Origin of the sequence: Brucella sp. RRSP16, from assembly GCF_052246815.1 — a bacterium.
GTDB lineage: Bacteria > Pseudomonadota > Alphaproteobacteria > Rhizobiales > Rhizobiaceae > Brucella > Brucella intermedia.
The window spans coordinates 1-14064 of sequence record NZ_JBQQAM010000011.1; the positions used below are offsets into that span (position 1 = coordinate 1).

Genomic DNA, 14064 nt, shown 5'->3' on the forward strand with positions numbered 1-14064 from the left:
TGATCCTGCCGGTTGCCGACAAGCTGGGTGCCGCAGTCGGCGCCAGCCGCGCAGCCGTCGATGCCGGCTATGCGCCGAACGACTGGCAGGTTGGCCAGACGGGCAAGGTGGTTGCACCGGATCTTTACATCGCGGTCGGTATCTCCGGCGCGATCCAGCATCTGGCGGGCATGAAGGACTCACGCGTCATCGTCGCCATCAACAAGGACGAGGAAGCGCCGATTTTCCAAGTCGCCGATTATGGGCTGGTGGCTGATTTATTCCAGGCTTTGCCTGAAATGGCTGACAAGGTTTGAGGAAGATCAACATGAAACGTTCAGTGGTTATTGCCTCCGGGGTTCGCACACCAATCGGAGATTTTGGTGGTTCTCTCACAGGTATTCCTCCGTGTGAACTGGGAGCCGCGGTGGCGCGCGGGGCGATCATGCGTGCTGGCATCGAGCCCGATCAGGTTGAGCAGACAGTCTTCGGCAATGTCATTCACACCGGACCGGAAGATATGTATATTTCGCGCGTCGTTGCGGTTCGTGTCGGGGTTCCTCACACGTCGCCTGCGTTGACTTTGAACCGCTTGTGCGGTTCAGGCCTTCAGGCGGTCGTTTCCGTTGCTGAGCAAATTGAGCTTGGCAAAGCCGATATCGTGTTTGCTGGCGGTGCGGAAAGCATGAGCCGCTCCGGCCGTTTACTGACACAGGCGCGCAACCGTCAGAAGATGGGCGATGTGACCGCGATTGATATGATGGTGGGCGCTCTGACCGATCCCTTCGGTCACGGTCACATGGGCATGGCCGCCGAGAATATTGCCAGCGGTCTGGCATAGATCGGGCAAAGCAGGATGCTTTCGCGGTTGAACCGCACCGTCGTGCGGCAGCTACAATCGCAGATGGCCGATTTAGCGGCTAGATACTGCCAATTACCGTCAAGCAAGGTCGGACAGAAAAACTGTTTGATACGAATGAACATGTGCGCAGGAATGTCTCTCTGGAGGATATGGCCAAGCTGCGCCCTGCTTTTAGCAAGAACGGCACCGTAACGGCGGCAATGCATCGGGTCTCAACGATGGCGCGGCAGCTCTGGTTCTTATGGAGGAGGGGTCGCTAAGGCCCATGGCGTCAAGGCATTAGGCTGCATTATCGCAACCGGACTTGGTGGCATCGCACCCGAGGTAATGGGTATGGCCCCGTTCCTGCCAGCCGACAGGCTTTACAGCGGGCCAGTCTGACCGTAACCGATATGGAATGTGATCGAATCCAACGAAGCGTTTGCGGTGCAGGCCTGTGCGGTCAGCGTGGAATTGGAGTTTCCGGAAGATAAGGTCAATCCGAATGGTGGCGCCGTTGCTCTCGGCCAGCCGGTAGGGGCGTTAGGAGGAAGCTTCCACTCAACGGCGGCCGTTCCGGGCTGAAGGCAATCCATGAAAGAAAAACGTTCTCGTCGCGGGCTTGCTGCTGCGATCATGGCAAGCATGGCTGTGATCGCCGTCGAAGCAACGATTGGGGCAACCGCAATGCTACAGATCGCGGCGCAGCCGGGTCACCTCAATCTTTTCACGTAGTCCTTGCCAGTGCGCTTCAACTTGTATACTAGAATATATCAAGCCAGAAGGAGTGCTGGCCATCGTATGGGAGGAGTGATTTCAATGAAAAAGTTGTTATGGGCGGTGGTAGCCGCCACAGCTATGAATATAGTGCCTCTGGCTGGCATGGCGCAGGCGCAGGAAGTTCCAGCACCCGGTAAGAGTGCGCGTATCGACGCGATCAAGAAGTCGGGTGAATTGCGAGCTGGCGTTCTCGCCAATCCCCCGTGGCTTGTGGAAGACACCACCGGTTCCGGCCAGCCATGGCGCGGACCGGCCTGGACACTTGCGCAGACCTATGCCGAGAAGCTTGGTGTCAAACTGGTTCCGGTTCTCGTTTCGCACGAAACCAAGGTGCCGGTTCTGGCTGCCAATCAGGTGGACATGACGATTTCGCCACTCTCCATGACGAAACAACGGCAAGAAGTCGTTGATTTCGTCACTTATTCGCGCACGGCTCTGTGCGTGTTCGGCAAAGCGTCCAACCCCAAGGTTTCGGGCGCCAAGTCGGTTGATGACTTCGACAAGCCGGAAGTGACCATTGCCTATTTCACGGGTGGCGGCGAGGAAAACTGGGTCAAGGAACGTTTCCCCAAGGCTACACTTCGCGGCGTGACGAGCGCTGGAACAGCAGCCCCAATGGAAGAAATCATGGCGGGCCGTGCGGACGCGGCGCCGATCAATCGCATTCCCTTCGTGGCTCTCAGCCGCAATGTGAAGGGCCTTGAAGCGCTGCCGCGTGAAAATAACTGTCAGGACAGCACCGAGGCCGTCAATGAAATCGGTCTGGCTATAGATAAGAACCAGCCAGAATATCTCGCATGGCTGAAAGCCGTGGCCGAGCCTATGCTCCCAGAACTTCTCAAGGAAGAAGAAGCAGAAGTCTCCAAAATGTAAGCCACATGGACTTTGCGCGCGTCGGGATTTGGTGCGCGCAAATCATGTTCTGTTCAGGCAGAACTTTCAGGGTCCCGGATCTCTGGATATTGACACATGGAATTCAATTTCAGCGCTATTTTTGATAGCTGGCAGTTTCTGCTCAGCGGCTTGGTGGTGACGCTTTTGCTGGCCGCCAGTGTGAGCGTGTTGAGCTTCTTTCTAGGGCTTCTGCTCACCGTCGCCCGCCTTTATGGACCGAAATGGCTGAGCCGCATCACGATCTTCTATATCGATACCATGCGCGCCATTCCGGTTCTGGTGGTTCTCGTCTGGGTTTATTTCGCCTTGCCGATCACTACTGGAATCAATCTGCCGCCATTCTGGTCGGCGCTGTTCTCGCTGTCGCTGCATCTGGCCGCGTATGTTGCCGAAGTGATGCGCGCTGGCATCCAGTCCGTGCGCCCCGGTCAGGTTCGCGCCGGTCTTGCGCTCGGCATGTCGCAGGCGCAGGTCCTGCGCAAGATCGTGCTGCCGCAGGCTTTCGTGCGCATGCTGCCATCATTTGGATCGCTGCTGTCGCTTGCGGTCAAGGATACGGCTATAGCCACCGTGATCGCCGTGCCGGAACTCATGCGCCGCGCCGAAGCCATTGCCGGTCAGAAATACGCGCCTGTCGAGGCCTATACCACTGTCATGATCCTCTACTTCATCATCATCTTCCCGCTCACCCGAGGCGTCGACATGCTCTATCGCCGCATTTCCTTCCTGGGGCGCTCATGAGTTTCGACTGGTCTATCATATGGACAAGCCTGCCCGCATTGGGTCATGGCGCCTTGATCACCATCGCGCTGACCGTGCTGACGATGCTGCTCGCAACGCCTTTGGGGATTCTGATCGCGGTCATGCGTGAATCGCGCTTCAAAATCGTCGCGCTGATTGCGACTTGCTATGTGGAACTGCTGCGCAATCTGCCAATCATTCTGGTCGTCTATTGGGCGTTTTATGTGCTGCCCATGATGAGCGGTCTTGCACTTTCGCCATTCCTGACCGGACTTGTCGCGCTGGTCGCCAACAATGCCGCCTATAATTCGGAAACATTCCGCTCTGGTATCCGTTCAATCCGTAGGGGGCAGACCGAGGCAGGCCTGGCTCTGGGAATGAGCGAATGGACGGCTTTCCGCAAGATCGTACTACCGCAAGCTTCGCGCCGCGTTTTGCCGGTGCTGGCAACCACATGGGTCACGCTGTTCAAGGACACGTCGCTGGTATCGGTGATAGCCGTCGGTGATCTGGCGCATACAGCGCTGCAAATCCGCTCGCAGACTTTCCGCGTGATCGAACTTCTGACCGCAATGGCCGCGATTTACTGGCTACTGGGCTATCCGCAGGCCAAAATTGTTGACTGGATTCACCGCAAATACGGGGTTACCGAATGACATCTTCCACCATAGCACCCGTAAAGACTGGCGACGTTGTCATTGAATATCGCAATGTCCGCAAATCCTATGGCACATTTGAAGCTCTCAAGGATGTCAGCCTGAAAGTGCATCGCGGCCAGGTGGTGTGTCTCATCGGCCCGTCCGGCTCTGGTAAATCCACGCTATTGCGCTGCACCAATGGTCTGGAAGCCATCAATGGCGGCGAGATCAGGATTGATGGCATCGGGCTTACGCAGGACCCCAAACAGGTTCGCGCCATGCGTCAGCGTATGGGGATGGTATTTCAGAACTTTGAGCTTTTTCCGCATAAGAATGCGCTCGGCAACATCATGATGGGGCCGACCACCGTTCTGGGCTTGTCGGAAGTAAAAGCAAAGGAACGCGCACTGGCTTTGCTCGCCAAGGTGGGGCTTTCAGACAAGGCGGAAAATTTCCCGTCCAATCTGTCTGGTGGGCAGCAGCAGCGTGTCGCCATCGCCAGAGCCCTTGCAATGGAACCGGAAGTCATGCTCTTTGACGAACCGACATCGGCGCTCGACCCCGAGACGATCGGTGAGGTGCTCAATGTCATGAAACGGCTGGCGGATGACGGAATGACTATGATTGTCGTGACCCATGAAATGACCTTCGCCCGGCGTGTTGCCGATCAGGTCGTGGTCTTTGCCGATGGCCAGATCATAGAACAGGGGCCACCGGAGCAGATTTTTGAAAATCCGAAAACTGCGCGCACGAAGGATTTTCTGAGCCATCTCGGCTGGGACGGCTGACGTATGGCGGTGCTTCCCGGATCGACGCATAATCCTGAAAAGCCGGTGCCCGGCGCGGGTGCTCCCCCCACGGTGGGGAGCATTCTCGACGCCATTCGCAACGATATCATCACACTGCGCCTCATGCCGGGCAAACGGGTTTCGGAAAACGAACTCGCCCGACATTTCGGTACGAGCCGCACACCGGTCCGCGAGGCCCTGTTGCGCTTGGTCGATCAGGGACTTGTGGAAGTCTGGCCGCAACGCGGCACCTTCATCATGCCTATTTCACTGGCCGCCGTGCAGCGCGCGCGTTTCGTGCGCAATGCGGTGGAAGTTGCGGTTTTCAAACGCGCAGCAGAGGAAGGGCTTGCTGCGCCCATCATGGCCGAACTTGACGCGATTATCGCGATGCAGGAAGGTTCGAAGGGTTCTCCTGAGGATTTTACCATCGCCGACGATGCCTTTCACCGCACTGTCGCCAATGGCATTCGGATGGGCGACATATGGAGCCTGCTGGAGCGGGAAAAAGCGCAGTTTGATCGCTTGCGCTTTCTGAGCCTGCCCAATGTGACCCCCGTGGAATTGCTCATCGAGCAACACAAAGCCATGCTATCAGCCGTCAAACACCGCGATCCGGTTGCTGCGGAAGCCGCCGTGCATGTTCATCTTTCGGAAGTTTTGAAAGTTACCGAACACCTGGCGCAACGTTATTCCGATCTCATCGTCAACGACCTTTGAACGGCCTGGTCAACAGGTCGCTGCTTCATGTTGGATAGCGGCGACTACGCCATCGGCAAGCATTCGATTGAGACGTGAAACTACCTCGTCGGCAAATGGCGCTTTTTTCAATGCGGGCGGCAGAAGACCCTGCAACGCGGCATAAGCGGCAAATATATCCGATGCGGACTTTGTATTGGCCAGTGCTGTGGTGATTTCTTCACCACGTGGATCATTCAAAGGATATCGCTGGCCGTTCTCATGATGGCCCAAACCGTAACGCATCCATGCCGCTGTGGCGAAAGCGAAAGGCGTGGTGTCACCGCCTCGTTCAATCAGTTCGACGGCTGGCGCAAAGATGCGCTGCGGCATTTTTTCTGTGCCGTCTATGGCGATCTGGCGCGTTTCGTGCGCGATGGCCGGATTGGCAAAGCGAATGGCCAGTGCCTGGGCATAAGCGTCCAGATCGGTGTCCATTGCGGGCAGGGTCTGTGCCGCCGCGAGCAAATGGCGCTGCACCAGCCTGCTCAGCGCCGCGTCCGCCATTACATCGCGCACATAGGTCTTGCTCGAAAGAAACCCGGCATAGGCCAGCATTGAATGACTGCCATTGAGCATGCGCAGTTTCATTTTTTCAAAAGGGCGGACGTCTTGCGTAAAGGTCGCGCCCATCGCCTCCCATGCCGGACGTCCAGCAGGAAAATGATCCTCGATCACCCATTGCGAAAAGGCTTCCGTCTCAATTGCAGCCTCGTCTTCGTAACCGATGGCTCGTGCGGCGTCGGCGTGGGTCCGGTCGGTTGATTGCGGCGTGATGCGATCCACCATCGTTGCCGGGAAAGCAACCTTTTCCGCGATGCGGTTCGCCAGTTCAGGGCCATGCGCGCGCGTCGCAAAATCAATGATCGCGGAGCGCAACAACGCGCCATTATCCGGCAAGTTATCGCAGCTTAAGACGGTAAATGGCGGCCGGTCCAATTCGAAGCGTCGTTTCAGACCCAATGTGATGAGGCCAAGCACGCCTCTGGGGTGGTCAGGTGTTGCGAGGTCGGCCTTGACTGCTGGATGCGCTGGATCGCAACCACCGTTGCGTAATAGACCATAACCTTTTTCCGTCACTGTGATACTGACAATCCGGCACTTAGACTCTGCCATGAAAGTCAGCGCTTCAGTGCTGGCGGTCGGCCCGGCAAGCACCTGTCTCACGGAACCGATGACGCGGCTTTCCTCACCACGCACGATCAGTGTGTAATAGCCATCCTGCGGATTAAGCGCTTCGGCCACGTCGGTTCCACGCAACGAGACGCCGACGATCCGCCAGTCAGACGGTACTTGCGTCAGGGCAGCGTCAGTGTAAGCGGCCAGATGCGCACGGGCAAAAGCGCCCAGGCCGAGATGCAAGATACCTGCACCAAGAGCCTGTGGATCATAAGCAGGCCACGTGGCCCCATCCGTTGGAGTGCTTTTGCCCGACAGTCTCATCACGCGTTCCCCGTCGTCAGCGGATGCTCTAGCGCGGTCATGATTCCCCGCAGTTCCGCCAAACCTTTCAGGCGACCGATGGACGGATAGCCCGGCTGCCCGCGTCGTCCAAGATCGTCCAGAATATCCTGCCCATGGTCGGGGCGGAACGGTATTTGCCAGTCTTTGCGACCTGCTGCCTTGCGGCGGCGTTCTTCGGCCAGAATGGCAGCGACCATAGCGACCATATCCGTGCCGCCTTCCAGATGGCCTGCCTCATGGAAAGAGCCGTACTGGCCCCCATCTTCAATGGTGACATTGCGAAGATGCAGGAAATGGACGCGACCGCCAAGACGCTGCATCATTCCGGGCAGGTCGTTGTCGCGCCGTGTGCCAAGCGAGCCGGTGCAAAGCGTGATGCCGTTGGCTGGAATATCGACGGCCTCCATGATCTGACGGTAGTCCTCCTCTGTGGACATGATGCGCGGCAGGCCCAACAGTGGGAAAGGCGGGTCGTCCGGGTGGCAGCACAGACGCATGCCAAGTTCCTCCGCAAGCGGAGACACTTCCGAAAGAAAATCAATGAGATGACCGCGCAGCCTGTCCGGGCTGATATTGTCATATTTGGCCAGATGGTCCCGTACATCGGCAAGAGTGAAGTTTTCAGCCGCTCCCGGCAGACCGTAAACGGTATTGGCGCCAAGTTCCTCCCGCCGTGCGTCGCTCATCGTTGCAAAGCGTTCTTTCGCAGCAAGCACCACATCGGCGGGGAAGCTCTCGGCAGCGCCTTTGCGTTGCAATATGTGAATGTCGAAAGCGGCAAAATCGATAAGATCGAAGCGCATACATGTCGCGCCGCTATCCAAACGAAAGGCAAGGTCCGTGCGCGTCCAGTCCAGCACTGGCATGAAATTATAGCAGATCACCTCTATGCCAGCGCGGCTTAGATTGGTCATGCTGGTTTTCCAGTTGGTGATATGTGTCTTCCAGTCGCCGGTTTGCCGTTTGATGTCTTCGGATACTGGAAGGCTTTCGACTACTTCCCAAGCGAGTTGGGAAGATGCGCCGTCATTCATGCGAGCGATTTGAGCCTGCCGCAGCGCAATCTCATCCGTAGTCCAAACCTCGCCGGTCGGCACGTGATGCAGGGCTGAAACAACCCCCTCCACGCCTGCCTGTCGCATATCGTCAATTGATGTCAAATCCTTTGGACCAAACCATCTCCAAGTCTGTCGCACGTTTTGCCTCCATATAATAAGCTCTGATTACCAGATGGTGGACTAGTATGGAAGATGAAATACGTCGAGACAGCCTAATGAATGGCAAAGTGAGCTACCTGGTGTTGGTGGTCCGGGTGGAGGCCCGAATGTGAATTCACTGCGTATCAAGCGGAAAAAACGATTCATCTTGCTATCATGGCTATCACGCCAGCATATCAAGGTTACGCGTGAGTTGGGTATGAACCCAATCGGCTTTCTGATGATGTCGCGCATGGCCGAGCCGGAAGAGCTGGCCGAACAGACGAAGCTGACGGAAAGCTATGGCGAGGAACTCAGCAGGCGCGCTATTGCCGGAGCAATATATGCTTCGCGTGCAGGCGCTGCGTCCGGAAACCGAAATCGGCGTTCACTGATCGATTCGAGAATTGGCATTTGCGACTGTCTATGATGTTCCATATTGACACGCGGGCCTGATTTATTCAAAGGCCTCCTGCTTGCGCCCAGTGGCTTTCATGTAACTTAAGTCTAATAAGGCTTTCAATTCTGCTATTTGCGGTTGACTTCCCCGGATCTATTTTGCAATCCGCTCCTATTATTTTGATTGAGGTGCCTGCTTCCCGGCGAGGGACGGCAGGAGAAATAGGGCGTGGCGATTTAGCCATGGCATCAGCATTTTATTGAAGTCGTTTGCTCACCGACTTCATGACCAACTCTATCACAGGGTCCATCCTACAAGGTTTGGGTGGAGTCACCGGAGGAACAGGCGCAGCGTATGTGGGCAATTCATATCAGAACAATTATCTCAAACGTGAAGAAATCCTCGCTTACAACGACGAAATGAGGCAATGCGGCGAGAATTCGAATTGCCAGTATCGAGTCTTCTCAGGGCATTTTCGAGATTTCGGCAAATCGAAATGACGAAATCGCAGCCTGCGAGACTGAGGAGTGTCGTAAGAAGCACTATGACGAATTCGTGAAGGCGAAAGAAGTCGCTAATCTGATCTTGAACCCTTTCAATAATAGAAACGAATCATATTACACAGCGCTGTTTGCGCTGCAGTCGCATGAGTTCAACTCTGCGGTCAATGAAATTGCGATGGCGCGTACTCAGGCGCGAAATGACGCAAGGGATGAGTGCGGCGCTGGTGATAGTTGCACCCAACGCAAAGCCGTCGAGTATTTTCAATTATGGAGTGATGAGAAAGACAATAAACAACTTCTTGGCTTCATAGCAGGCGTTGTGCTTGGTCTAAAGACTGGGAGCAGTTCCGGTAACGACCAGATCAAGCCACCGTCTAGCTGTTTGGTCCCAGCATGTGATGGTGCGGTTTGACGATAAAGGCCTCTGGCTTTGATTTCCAGAGTTCGTGAACCGCTTCATAGGGTGTCTTGAACTTCAAGGCTTTGAGTTGTTTGGCAAAGTTGTATGCAGTCAGCCAATCCCGCACATGCCGGCGCATTTCGTTGATCGAGCTGCAGTGAAAGGATTTGACGTTCAGCGGGGAATTGTTCGCCGGATCAATTCCTGTTCCGCTTCACTTTCCTTGATCGTCCGCACCATCCGCTCGGCCTGACCATTGGTCCACGGATGATAAGGTTTTGTCAGCCGGTGCTCAATGCCGTTTTCAAGAGCTACCCGCCCAAAGATGTGCGGGAAAGTGAGGCTTGTAGCTTGCTCCTGCTGAATAAATTGCACGCCATTATCCGTCAGGATTGTTTGGATCCTGTAAGGGACGGGACGGTTCTAATCAATGACTTCAGGAACCCGGCTGCCGCCAATTTTGTGGCCTTCCGATATATCCGGGCGAACACCAGCTTGCTGGTCCGATCAACCGCAACAAAGAGAAAGCCTTTGCCGCCTTCATGGCGGAGCTCGGCAATGTCAATGTGGAAGTAGCCAATCTCGTAGTCTTTGAACTTCCTGGGCTTTTCCCAGTCGCCTTTCGGCGGACGAGATATGCTGCGGCGCTCTTTCGGACCCATTGGCATATCTTCGACAGAACGCCTCTTGCGCCACTTCAGGACTGTTTTCTCGTTGACCTAGAACCGCGCGGCGAGCTGCGCGGCCGGAGCTTTCGATCGCTGTAGCTCGAATGGCGTGCGTGGTCTTGGGGCCGCCGTAGAATTTGGCCCATAGCTCCCTCCGCTGTGCCGGTGACAATTCTACACCATCACATGCTGGGACCAAACAGTACGAGTGGCCCTTTGTGGTAAAAGGGCCGTTGCCAGATTTGAACATGAGCGCTTTTCGAGCTTCTTCGCGAAGTTGGGACAGGTACCCATGGCACGAGCCAGGGCAGAATGACCTTCCGCAGGACATAGCCGCGCGGAGCTTTCACACTTCGCGCGCAGGTAAGGATTATCCGTGGACGCCACTATTCTACCTCTCTCATCCGTGTTCAAGCGCGTTCGGGACCGGTTGCGACCGGGCGTGTCGGATCGGCGCTCCACGCCGACCAGGAACCTGGAAACAGTAATGTGTCGTAGCCGGCGAGGGTAAGGGCAGCAATTTCATGCGCCGCTGCGACACCGCCGCCGCAATAAACGCCGATGGTCTTGTTTTCAGGCAGTCCCTCTGCCGAGAAGCGGGCGAGAAGGGCGGCCTCCGGCAGGAATTTTCCTGTTTCTGGATCGATGTTGCCACCGGTCGGCAGGTTGACCGCACCCGGAATATGGCCGCCGCCATCCGCCCCACTATAAGCCTCCTTCCCGTGCGCATCCACCAGAATACCGTCGCGGGCAAGGGCGGCCGAACTGTTGGCGTCGAGTGTACCGAGCTGTCCGCCGGTCAAAACGATGTTTCCACGCGGCGGCAGGGGCACGTCTGTCGTCACCTTGCCGCCCGCGTCGCGCCATGCGCCGAGGCCGCCGTTGAGAAGCCGCACGTGTTGTGCGCCGCCCCAGATCAGCGTCCACCAGCCACGAGCGGCTTGCCTGCCGGCGTTGTCATCATAAAGAACAACCAGGCTGTCGTGACGGATACCCCAGCGTTGCGCATCGCGGGTCAGATCTTCGGGCCGGGGCAGGGGCCGCTTTCCTGCAGTACCCCCCGCCTTTCCGGCAAAATCCGTCGCAAGATCAGCGAAAACGGCATTTTGCGCGTGTGCGTCAAGATAGGCAACTCGCCCCTCGTCGCCCAGCCGGACATCGATGAGGACAACATGACGCGTTTCCACCTTCAGAAGCGCCAGCAATTCGGTAGCTTCGATCAAAACTTCCGTGGGCTTTATGCTTACCATGGTGCTACGCCTACGCCGCGCCGACGATTTGGTCGGGTTTGCGTCGTGGAGCCTTCGGCCTCAGTTCTCCTGCAAGCCGAAGTTTCCGGAAACTATTCTCGGGCTTTTACTTTTGTCGCGACGTGTTCCGGCTCTCAGCCCAAGGTTTTCCCGTAATGTCGGGCCATCATAATCTCTGCGGGCAATCCCGCGGCGGCGTAGCTCCGGCAGAACCAGCTCGGCAAAATCTTCAAGACCGACTGGAAAGATCGGTGGCATGACATTAAACCCATCTGCGCCGTAGGTTTCAAAACGCTCTTCGAGTGCGTCGGCCACGTCTGTTGCCGTGCCCACGATTTGCAGATGACCACGAGCGCCTGCAACCCTCAGATATAGTTCGCGGATGGTCAGGTTTTCGCGCCGCGCCAGTTCAAACAGGAGCTCCTGTCTGCTTTTGCTGCCTTGGTTTTCTGGTAATTCGGGCACGGGGCCGTCTAGATCAAATTGGGAGAGGTCCGGACCAGACCAGCCTGAAGAAAGAATATTGAGCCCCACTGATGGGTGAATGAGGTTCTGCAATTCGTCAAATTTATCCTGGGCCTCCTGCCGGGTGCGGCCAACGACCGGAAAAATGCCCGGCATGATTTTGATGTCGTCGGCATCACGGCCATAGTGCGCTGCACGCTGTTTGACATCCTTATAAAAGGTGGCGGCTTCTTCAACTGTCTGCTGTGCCGTGAAAACGACATCCGCACTTTTCGCCGCCAGTTCCTTTCCAGCCGCTGATGAACCAGCCTGCACCGTCACAGGATGTCCTTGCGGCGAACGAGGTACATTCAACGGTCCTTGAACCGAGAAGTACTTTCCCTTGTGATTGAGCACGTGCCGCTTGCTGGGGTCGAAGAAACGCGCCTCTTCCTTATCATAGAGGAAGGCGTCCTCTTCCCAGCTGTCCCATAGACCCTTGACGACATCTGCAAATTCTTCTGCCCGCTCATAACGGTCAGCATGTTCATAATGCCGGTCGAGATTGAAATTGCGCGCCTCAAAATCGCTCGCGGAAGTCACAAGGTTATAGCCCGCACGTCCACCGCTTAAATGATCAAGTGACGCAAATTTTCGTGCGATGTGAAAAGGCTCATTGAAGCTCGATGAGGCGGTTGCAACTAAACCGATATGGCTAGTGACAGCCGAGAGCGCGGACAAAAGCGTAAGGGGCTCGAACTGTGCTACATAGCTATGCGCGGTGCGGCTCAGAATTTCGAGATTGTCGCCGCGAGTTCCCGCACCATCGGCGAGAAACAGCAGATCGAATTTGGCTGCTTCTGCCAGCGAGGCAACGTTGCGGTAATAGTCGAAATTGATGCCAGCATTTGCGACAGCATCCGGGTGTCGCCATGCCGCAATATGGTGGCCGACAGGATAGACGAACAAACCAAAACGCAGAAAACCCTCACGCTTTGCCATTTCAGGCGCTCCGGGCCTGAGACGGTGTGCTAACAGATAAGGGCGGCAGTTCCAGATTGGCGCGGAAATCTGCTCCGATGTAATCTGCATCAATCAGCGACCGGCGTCGAAGCTCCGGGATCAGACCATTTAGAAGCAGATCTTCCTGATCGGGATTACCAATGCCGTGCAGCGTGAGAACGTCAACGGCACCCGTATTGAAGCGTTCTTCAATCGCATCGGCGAGTTGTTCTGGCGTACCTGCAATCGACCAGTGGCCGGTTTCCTGCGCCTCGATGATCAACTGACGCAAGGTCAGGCCTTCACGTGCATAACGGCGAAACACTTCGACACGGCCCCGGCGACGGTTAATGCTGGTGATTTCCGGCAAGAGGTTTTCTGGCAGCGGCTTGTCAAGCGGCAGATCGCCCAGATCGATATGCCCGCCGAGCATATCAGCAAGCTTGATCCGTCCCTGATCATAGTCGATTGCCTCGTGCTTGTCTTTCAGGCGGCGGGCAACATCCGCTTCAGAAGAGCCAATCAGCGAATGAAGCGAATTCATGATGAATGGCAGATTGTTACCGCGGCCAAACTGTGTCGCGCGGCGGCGCAGCTCGGTGGCAAAAGCCCCTGCATCTTCAAGCTTTGGCTGTGACGTGTAGACGACTTCAGCATAGCGCGCGCCAACCGTGATACCGGCATCGGATTGACCAGCCTGAAACTGAACCGGACGACCCTGCGGCAGAGGTGGCACATTCAGGGGGCCTTCGACGCTGAAATGCTTGCCGTGATAGTTGATAGGGTGAAATTTTTTCGGATGGACAGAGATATTACCTGACGCTTTGCGAGTGATTGCATCGCGTTCATTGGCATCATAGAGGGCGTTGACGATCTCAATAAATTCTGCAGCCCGTTCATAGCGTTCTTCCGGACTTGGCAGATCGCCGCCGAAATTCTCTTCGCCGACCGAAGAGGTCACGGCATTCCAGCCTGTTCTGCCACCGCTCAAATGGTCCAGCGTTCCGATCTGGCGTGCAAGATTGTAAGGATGCAGAAATGTCGTTGAGACGGTCGCAATAAGCCCGATATGCGATGTGGCATGTGCCAACGCTGCAAGGGCGATAACCGGGTCCTGTGTGCCGGTGGTGCCTGCAAGACCCACCGGATCAAGTTGCAGAAGGTCGGCTGTAAAAAGGCCGGTGATTTTCTCGGCTTCAGCCTTCTTTGCCAGCTCTATTGCGCGTTTGAACCCAAAGGTCTTGTCCTGGTCATTATCCGCGGAAACAACGTTGCTGGCACCAAACAGGGTTTTCAAGCGGCGGGTACGTGTTCTGGTCATTGTGTTATCCTCGTAAA

Annotated in this window: 17 protein-coding genes and 1 pseudogene; 12 read left to right on the top strand and 6 right to left on the bottom strand. The window is 56.1% G+C overall.

All coding sequences use genetic code 11. The features are described 5' to 3' along the window. From ACS5UA_RS17090 to ACS5UA_RS17135, 10 genes are all read left to right on the top strand, one after another. On the top strand, positions 1 to 296 hold a 296-nt coding region (locus ACS5UA_RS17090), incomplete at its 5' end, for an FAD-binding protein (protein WP_443101533.1). A gap of 11 nt (positions 297 to 307) precedes the next feature. Beyond that, positions 308 to 820, top strand: coding sequence for a thiolase family protein (locus ACS5UA_RS17095; RefSeq protein WP_273772421.1), 513 nt, complete (start codon positions 308 to 310; stop codon positions 818 to 820). 143 nt (positions 821 to 963) lie between these two features. Next, entirely contained in the window at positions 964 to 1101 is a 138-nt protein-coding gene (locus ACS5UA_RS17100; RefSeq protein WP_273772423.1) for a thiolase family protein, read from the top strand. A gap of 139 nt (positions 1102 to 1240) precedes the next feature. Further along, positions 1241 to 1405 carry a hypothetical protein gene (locus ACS5UA_RS17105; protein ID WP_241084570.1) on the top strand — a complete coding sequence of 55 codons (165 nt, stop codon included), beginning with the start codon at positions 1241 to 1243 and terminating at the stop codon, positions 1403 to 1405. Positions 1406 to 1414: 9 nt separating this feature from the next. Further along, positions 1415 to 1555 carry a hypothetical protein gene (locus ACS5UA_RS17110; RefSeq protein ID WP_162718875.1) on the top strand — a complete coding sequence of 47 codons (141 nt, stop codon included), beginning with the start codon at positions 1415 to 1417 and terminating at the stop codon, positions 1553 to 1555. 84 nt (positions 1556 to 1639) lie between these two features. Continuing rightward, entirely contained in the window at positions 1640 to 2473 is an 834-nt protein-coding gene (locus ACS5UA_RS17115; RefSeq protein ID WP_112702218.1) for a substrate-binding periplasmic protein, read from the top strand. Positions 2474 to 2569: 96 nt separating this feature from the next. Beyond that, on the top strand, positions 2570 to 3235 hold the full coding sequence (locus ACS5UA_RS17120) for an amino acid ABC transporter permease (protein ID WP_100648497.1): 666 nt from the start codon (positions 2570 to 2572) through the stop codon (positions 3233 to 3235). After that, positions 3232 to 3891 carry an amino acid ABC transporter permease gene (locus ACS5UA_RS17125; protein WP_112702217.1) on the top strand — a complete coding sequence of 220 codons (660 nt, stop codon included), beginning with the start codon at positions 3232 to 3234 and terminating at the stop codon, positions 3889 to 3891. Before ACS5UA_RS17120 ends, ACS5UA_RS17125 begins: the two co-directional genes overlap by 4 nt. Next, the gene (locus tag ACS5UA_RS17130) at positions 3888 to 4661 is read left to right on the top strand and encodes an amino acid ABC transporter ATP-binding protein (protein ID WP_241084569.1); all 774 of its coding nucleotides are present in this window, start codon (positions 3888 to 3890) and stop codon (positions 4659 to 4661) included. The genes ACS5UA_RS17125 and ACS5UA_RS17130 overlap by 4 nt, the downstream gene beginning before the upstream one ends. Positions 4662 to 4664: 3 nt before the next feature. After that, the gene (locus ACS5UA_RS17135; RefSeq protein ID WP_112702215.1) at positions 4665 to 5381 is read left to right on the top strand and encodes a GntR family transcriptional regulator; all 717 of its coding nucleotides are present in this window, start codon (positions 4665 to 4667) and stop codon (positions 5379 to 5381) included. Positions 5382 to 5390: 9 nt separating this feature from the next. On the opposite strand, the gene ACS5UA_RS17140 is transcribed toward ACS5UA_RS17135, so the two are convergent. Together ACS5UA_RS17140 and uxuA are read right to left on the bottom strand one after the other, a co-directional pair. Further along, on the bottom strand, positions 5391 to 6842 hold the full coding sequence (locus ACS5UA_RS17140) for a mannitol dehydrogenase family protein (protein ID WP_112702214.1): 1452 nt from the start codon (positions 6840 to 6842) through the stop codon (positions 5391 to 5393). Then, positions 6842 to 8059 carry a mannonate dehydratase gene (gene uxuA, locus ACS5UA_RS17145; protein ID WP_112702213.1) on the bottom strand — a complete coding sequence of 406 codons (1218 nt, stop codon included), beginning with the start codon at positions 8057 to 8059 and terminating at the stop codon, positions 6842 to 6844. Before uxuA ends, ACS5UA_RS17140 begins: the two co-directional genes overlap by 1 nt. A gap of 220 nt (positions 8060 to 8279) precedes the next feature. On the opposite strand from uxuA, the gene ACS5UA_RS17150 reads away from it, so the two are divergent. Together ACS5UA_RS17150 and ACS5UA_RS17155 are read left to right on the top strand one after the other, a co-directional pair. Beyond that, positions 8280 to 8489: a hypothetical protein gene (locus tag ACS5UA_RS17150; RefSeq protein WP_112702212.1), complete on the top strand. Its 210-nt coding sequence runs from the start codon at positions 8280 to 8282 to the stop codon at positions 8487 to 8489. Between the two features lie 525 nt (positions 8490 to 9014). Then, positions 9015 to 9374 carry a hypothetical protein gene (locus ACS5UA_RS17155; RefSeq protein WP_162718874.1) on the top strand — a complete coding sequence of 120 codons (360 nt, stop codon included), beginning with the start codon at positions 9015 to 9017 and terminating at the stop codon, positions 9372 to 9374. On the opposite strand, the pseudogene ACS5UA_RS17160 reads toward ACS5UA_RS17155, so the two are convergent. The 4 genes and pseudogenes from ACS5UA_RS17160 to ACS5UA_RS17175 form a co-directional block, all read right to left on the bottom strand. Continuing rightward, positions 9337 to 10176 (bottom strand): annotated as a pseudogene (locus ACS5UA_RS17160) (DDE-type integrase/transposase/recombinase). The gene ACS5UA_RS17155 and the pseudogene ACS5UA_RS17160 overlap by 38 nt on opposite strands. 264 nt (positions 10177 to 10440) lie before the next feature. Next, on the bottom strand, positions 10441 to 11280 hold the full coding sequence (locus ACS5UA_RS17165; RefSeq protein WP_112702211.1) for a sulfurtransferase: 840 nt from the start codon (positions 11278 to 11280) through the stop codon (positions 10441 to 10443). 60 nt (positions 11281 to 11340) lie between these two features. Next, positions 11341 to 12726, bottom strand: coding sequence for an LLM class flavin-dependent oxidoreductase (locus ACS5UA_RS17170; protein ID WP_241084567.1), 1386 nt, complete (start codon positions 12724 to 12726; stop codon positions 11341 to 11343). Between the two features lies 1 nt (position 12727). Further along, positions 12728 to 14047, bottom strand: coding sequence for an NtaA/DmoA family FMN-dependent monooxygenase (locus ACS5UA_RS17175; protein ID WP_112702210.1), 1320 nt, complete (start codon positions 14045 to 14047; stop codon positions 12728 to 12730). Positions 14048 to 14064: the final 17 nt, after the last annotated feature.

Coding starts and splice junctions, on each gene's coding strand:
- ACS5UA_RS17095 (WP_273772421.1), top strand. CDS start 308: ATGAAACGTTCAGTGGTTATTGCCTCCGGGGTTCGCACACCAATCGGA.
- ACS5UA_RS17110 (WP_162718875.1), top strand. CDS start 1,415: ATGAAAGAAAAACGTTCTCGTCGCGGGCTTGCTGCTGCGATCATGGCA.
- ACS5UA_RS17115 (WP_112702218.1), top strand. CDS start 1,640: ATGAAAAAGTTGTTATGGGCGGTGGTAGCCGCCACAGCTATGAATATA.
- ACS5UA_RS17120 (WP_100648497.1), top strand. CDS start 2,570: ATGGAATTCAATTTCAGCGCTATTTTTGATAGCTGGCAGTTTCTGCTC.
- ACS5UA_RS17125 (WP_112702217.1), top strand. CDS start 3,232: ATGAGTTTCGACTGGTCTATCATATGGACAAGCCTGCCCGCATTGGGT.
- ACS5UA_RS17130 (WP_241084569.1), top strand. CDS start 3,888: ATGACATCTTCCACCATAGCACCCGTAAAGACTGGCGACGTTGTCATT.
- ACS5UA_RS17135 (WP_112702215.1), top strand. CDS start 4,665: ATGGCGGTGCTTCCCGGATCGACGCATAATCCTGAAAAGCCGGTGCCC.
- ACS5UA_RS17140 (WP_112702214.1), bottom strand. CDS start 6,842: ATGAGACTGTCGGGCAAAAGCACTCCAACGGATGGGGCCACGTGGCCT.
- ACS5UA_RS17150 (WP_112702212.1), top strand. CDS start 8,280: ATGAACCCAATCGGCTTTCTGATGATGTCGCGCATGGCCGAGCCGGAA.
- ACS5UA_RS17165 (WP_112702211.1), bottom strand. CDS start 11,280: ATGGTAAGCATAAAGCCCACGGAAGTTTTGATCGAAGCTACCGAATTG.
- ACS5UA_RS17170 (WP_241084567.1), bottom strand. CDS start 12,726: ATGGCAAAGCGTGAGGGTTTTCTGCGTTTTGGTTTGTTCGTCTATCCT.
- ACS5UA_RS17175 (WP_112702210.1), bottom strand. CDS start 14,047: ATGACCAGAACACGTACCCGCCGCTTGAAAACCCTGTTTGGTGCCAGC.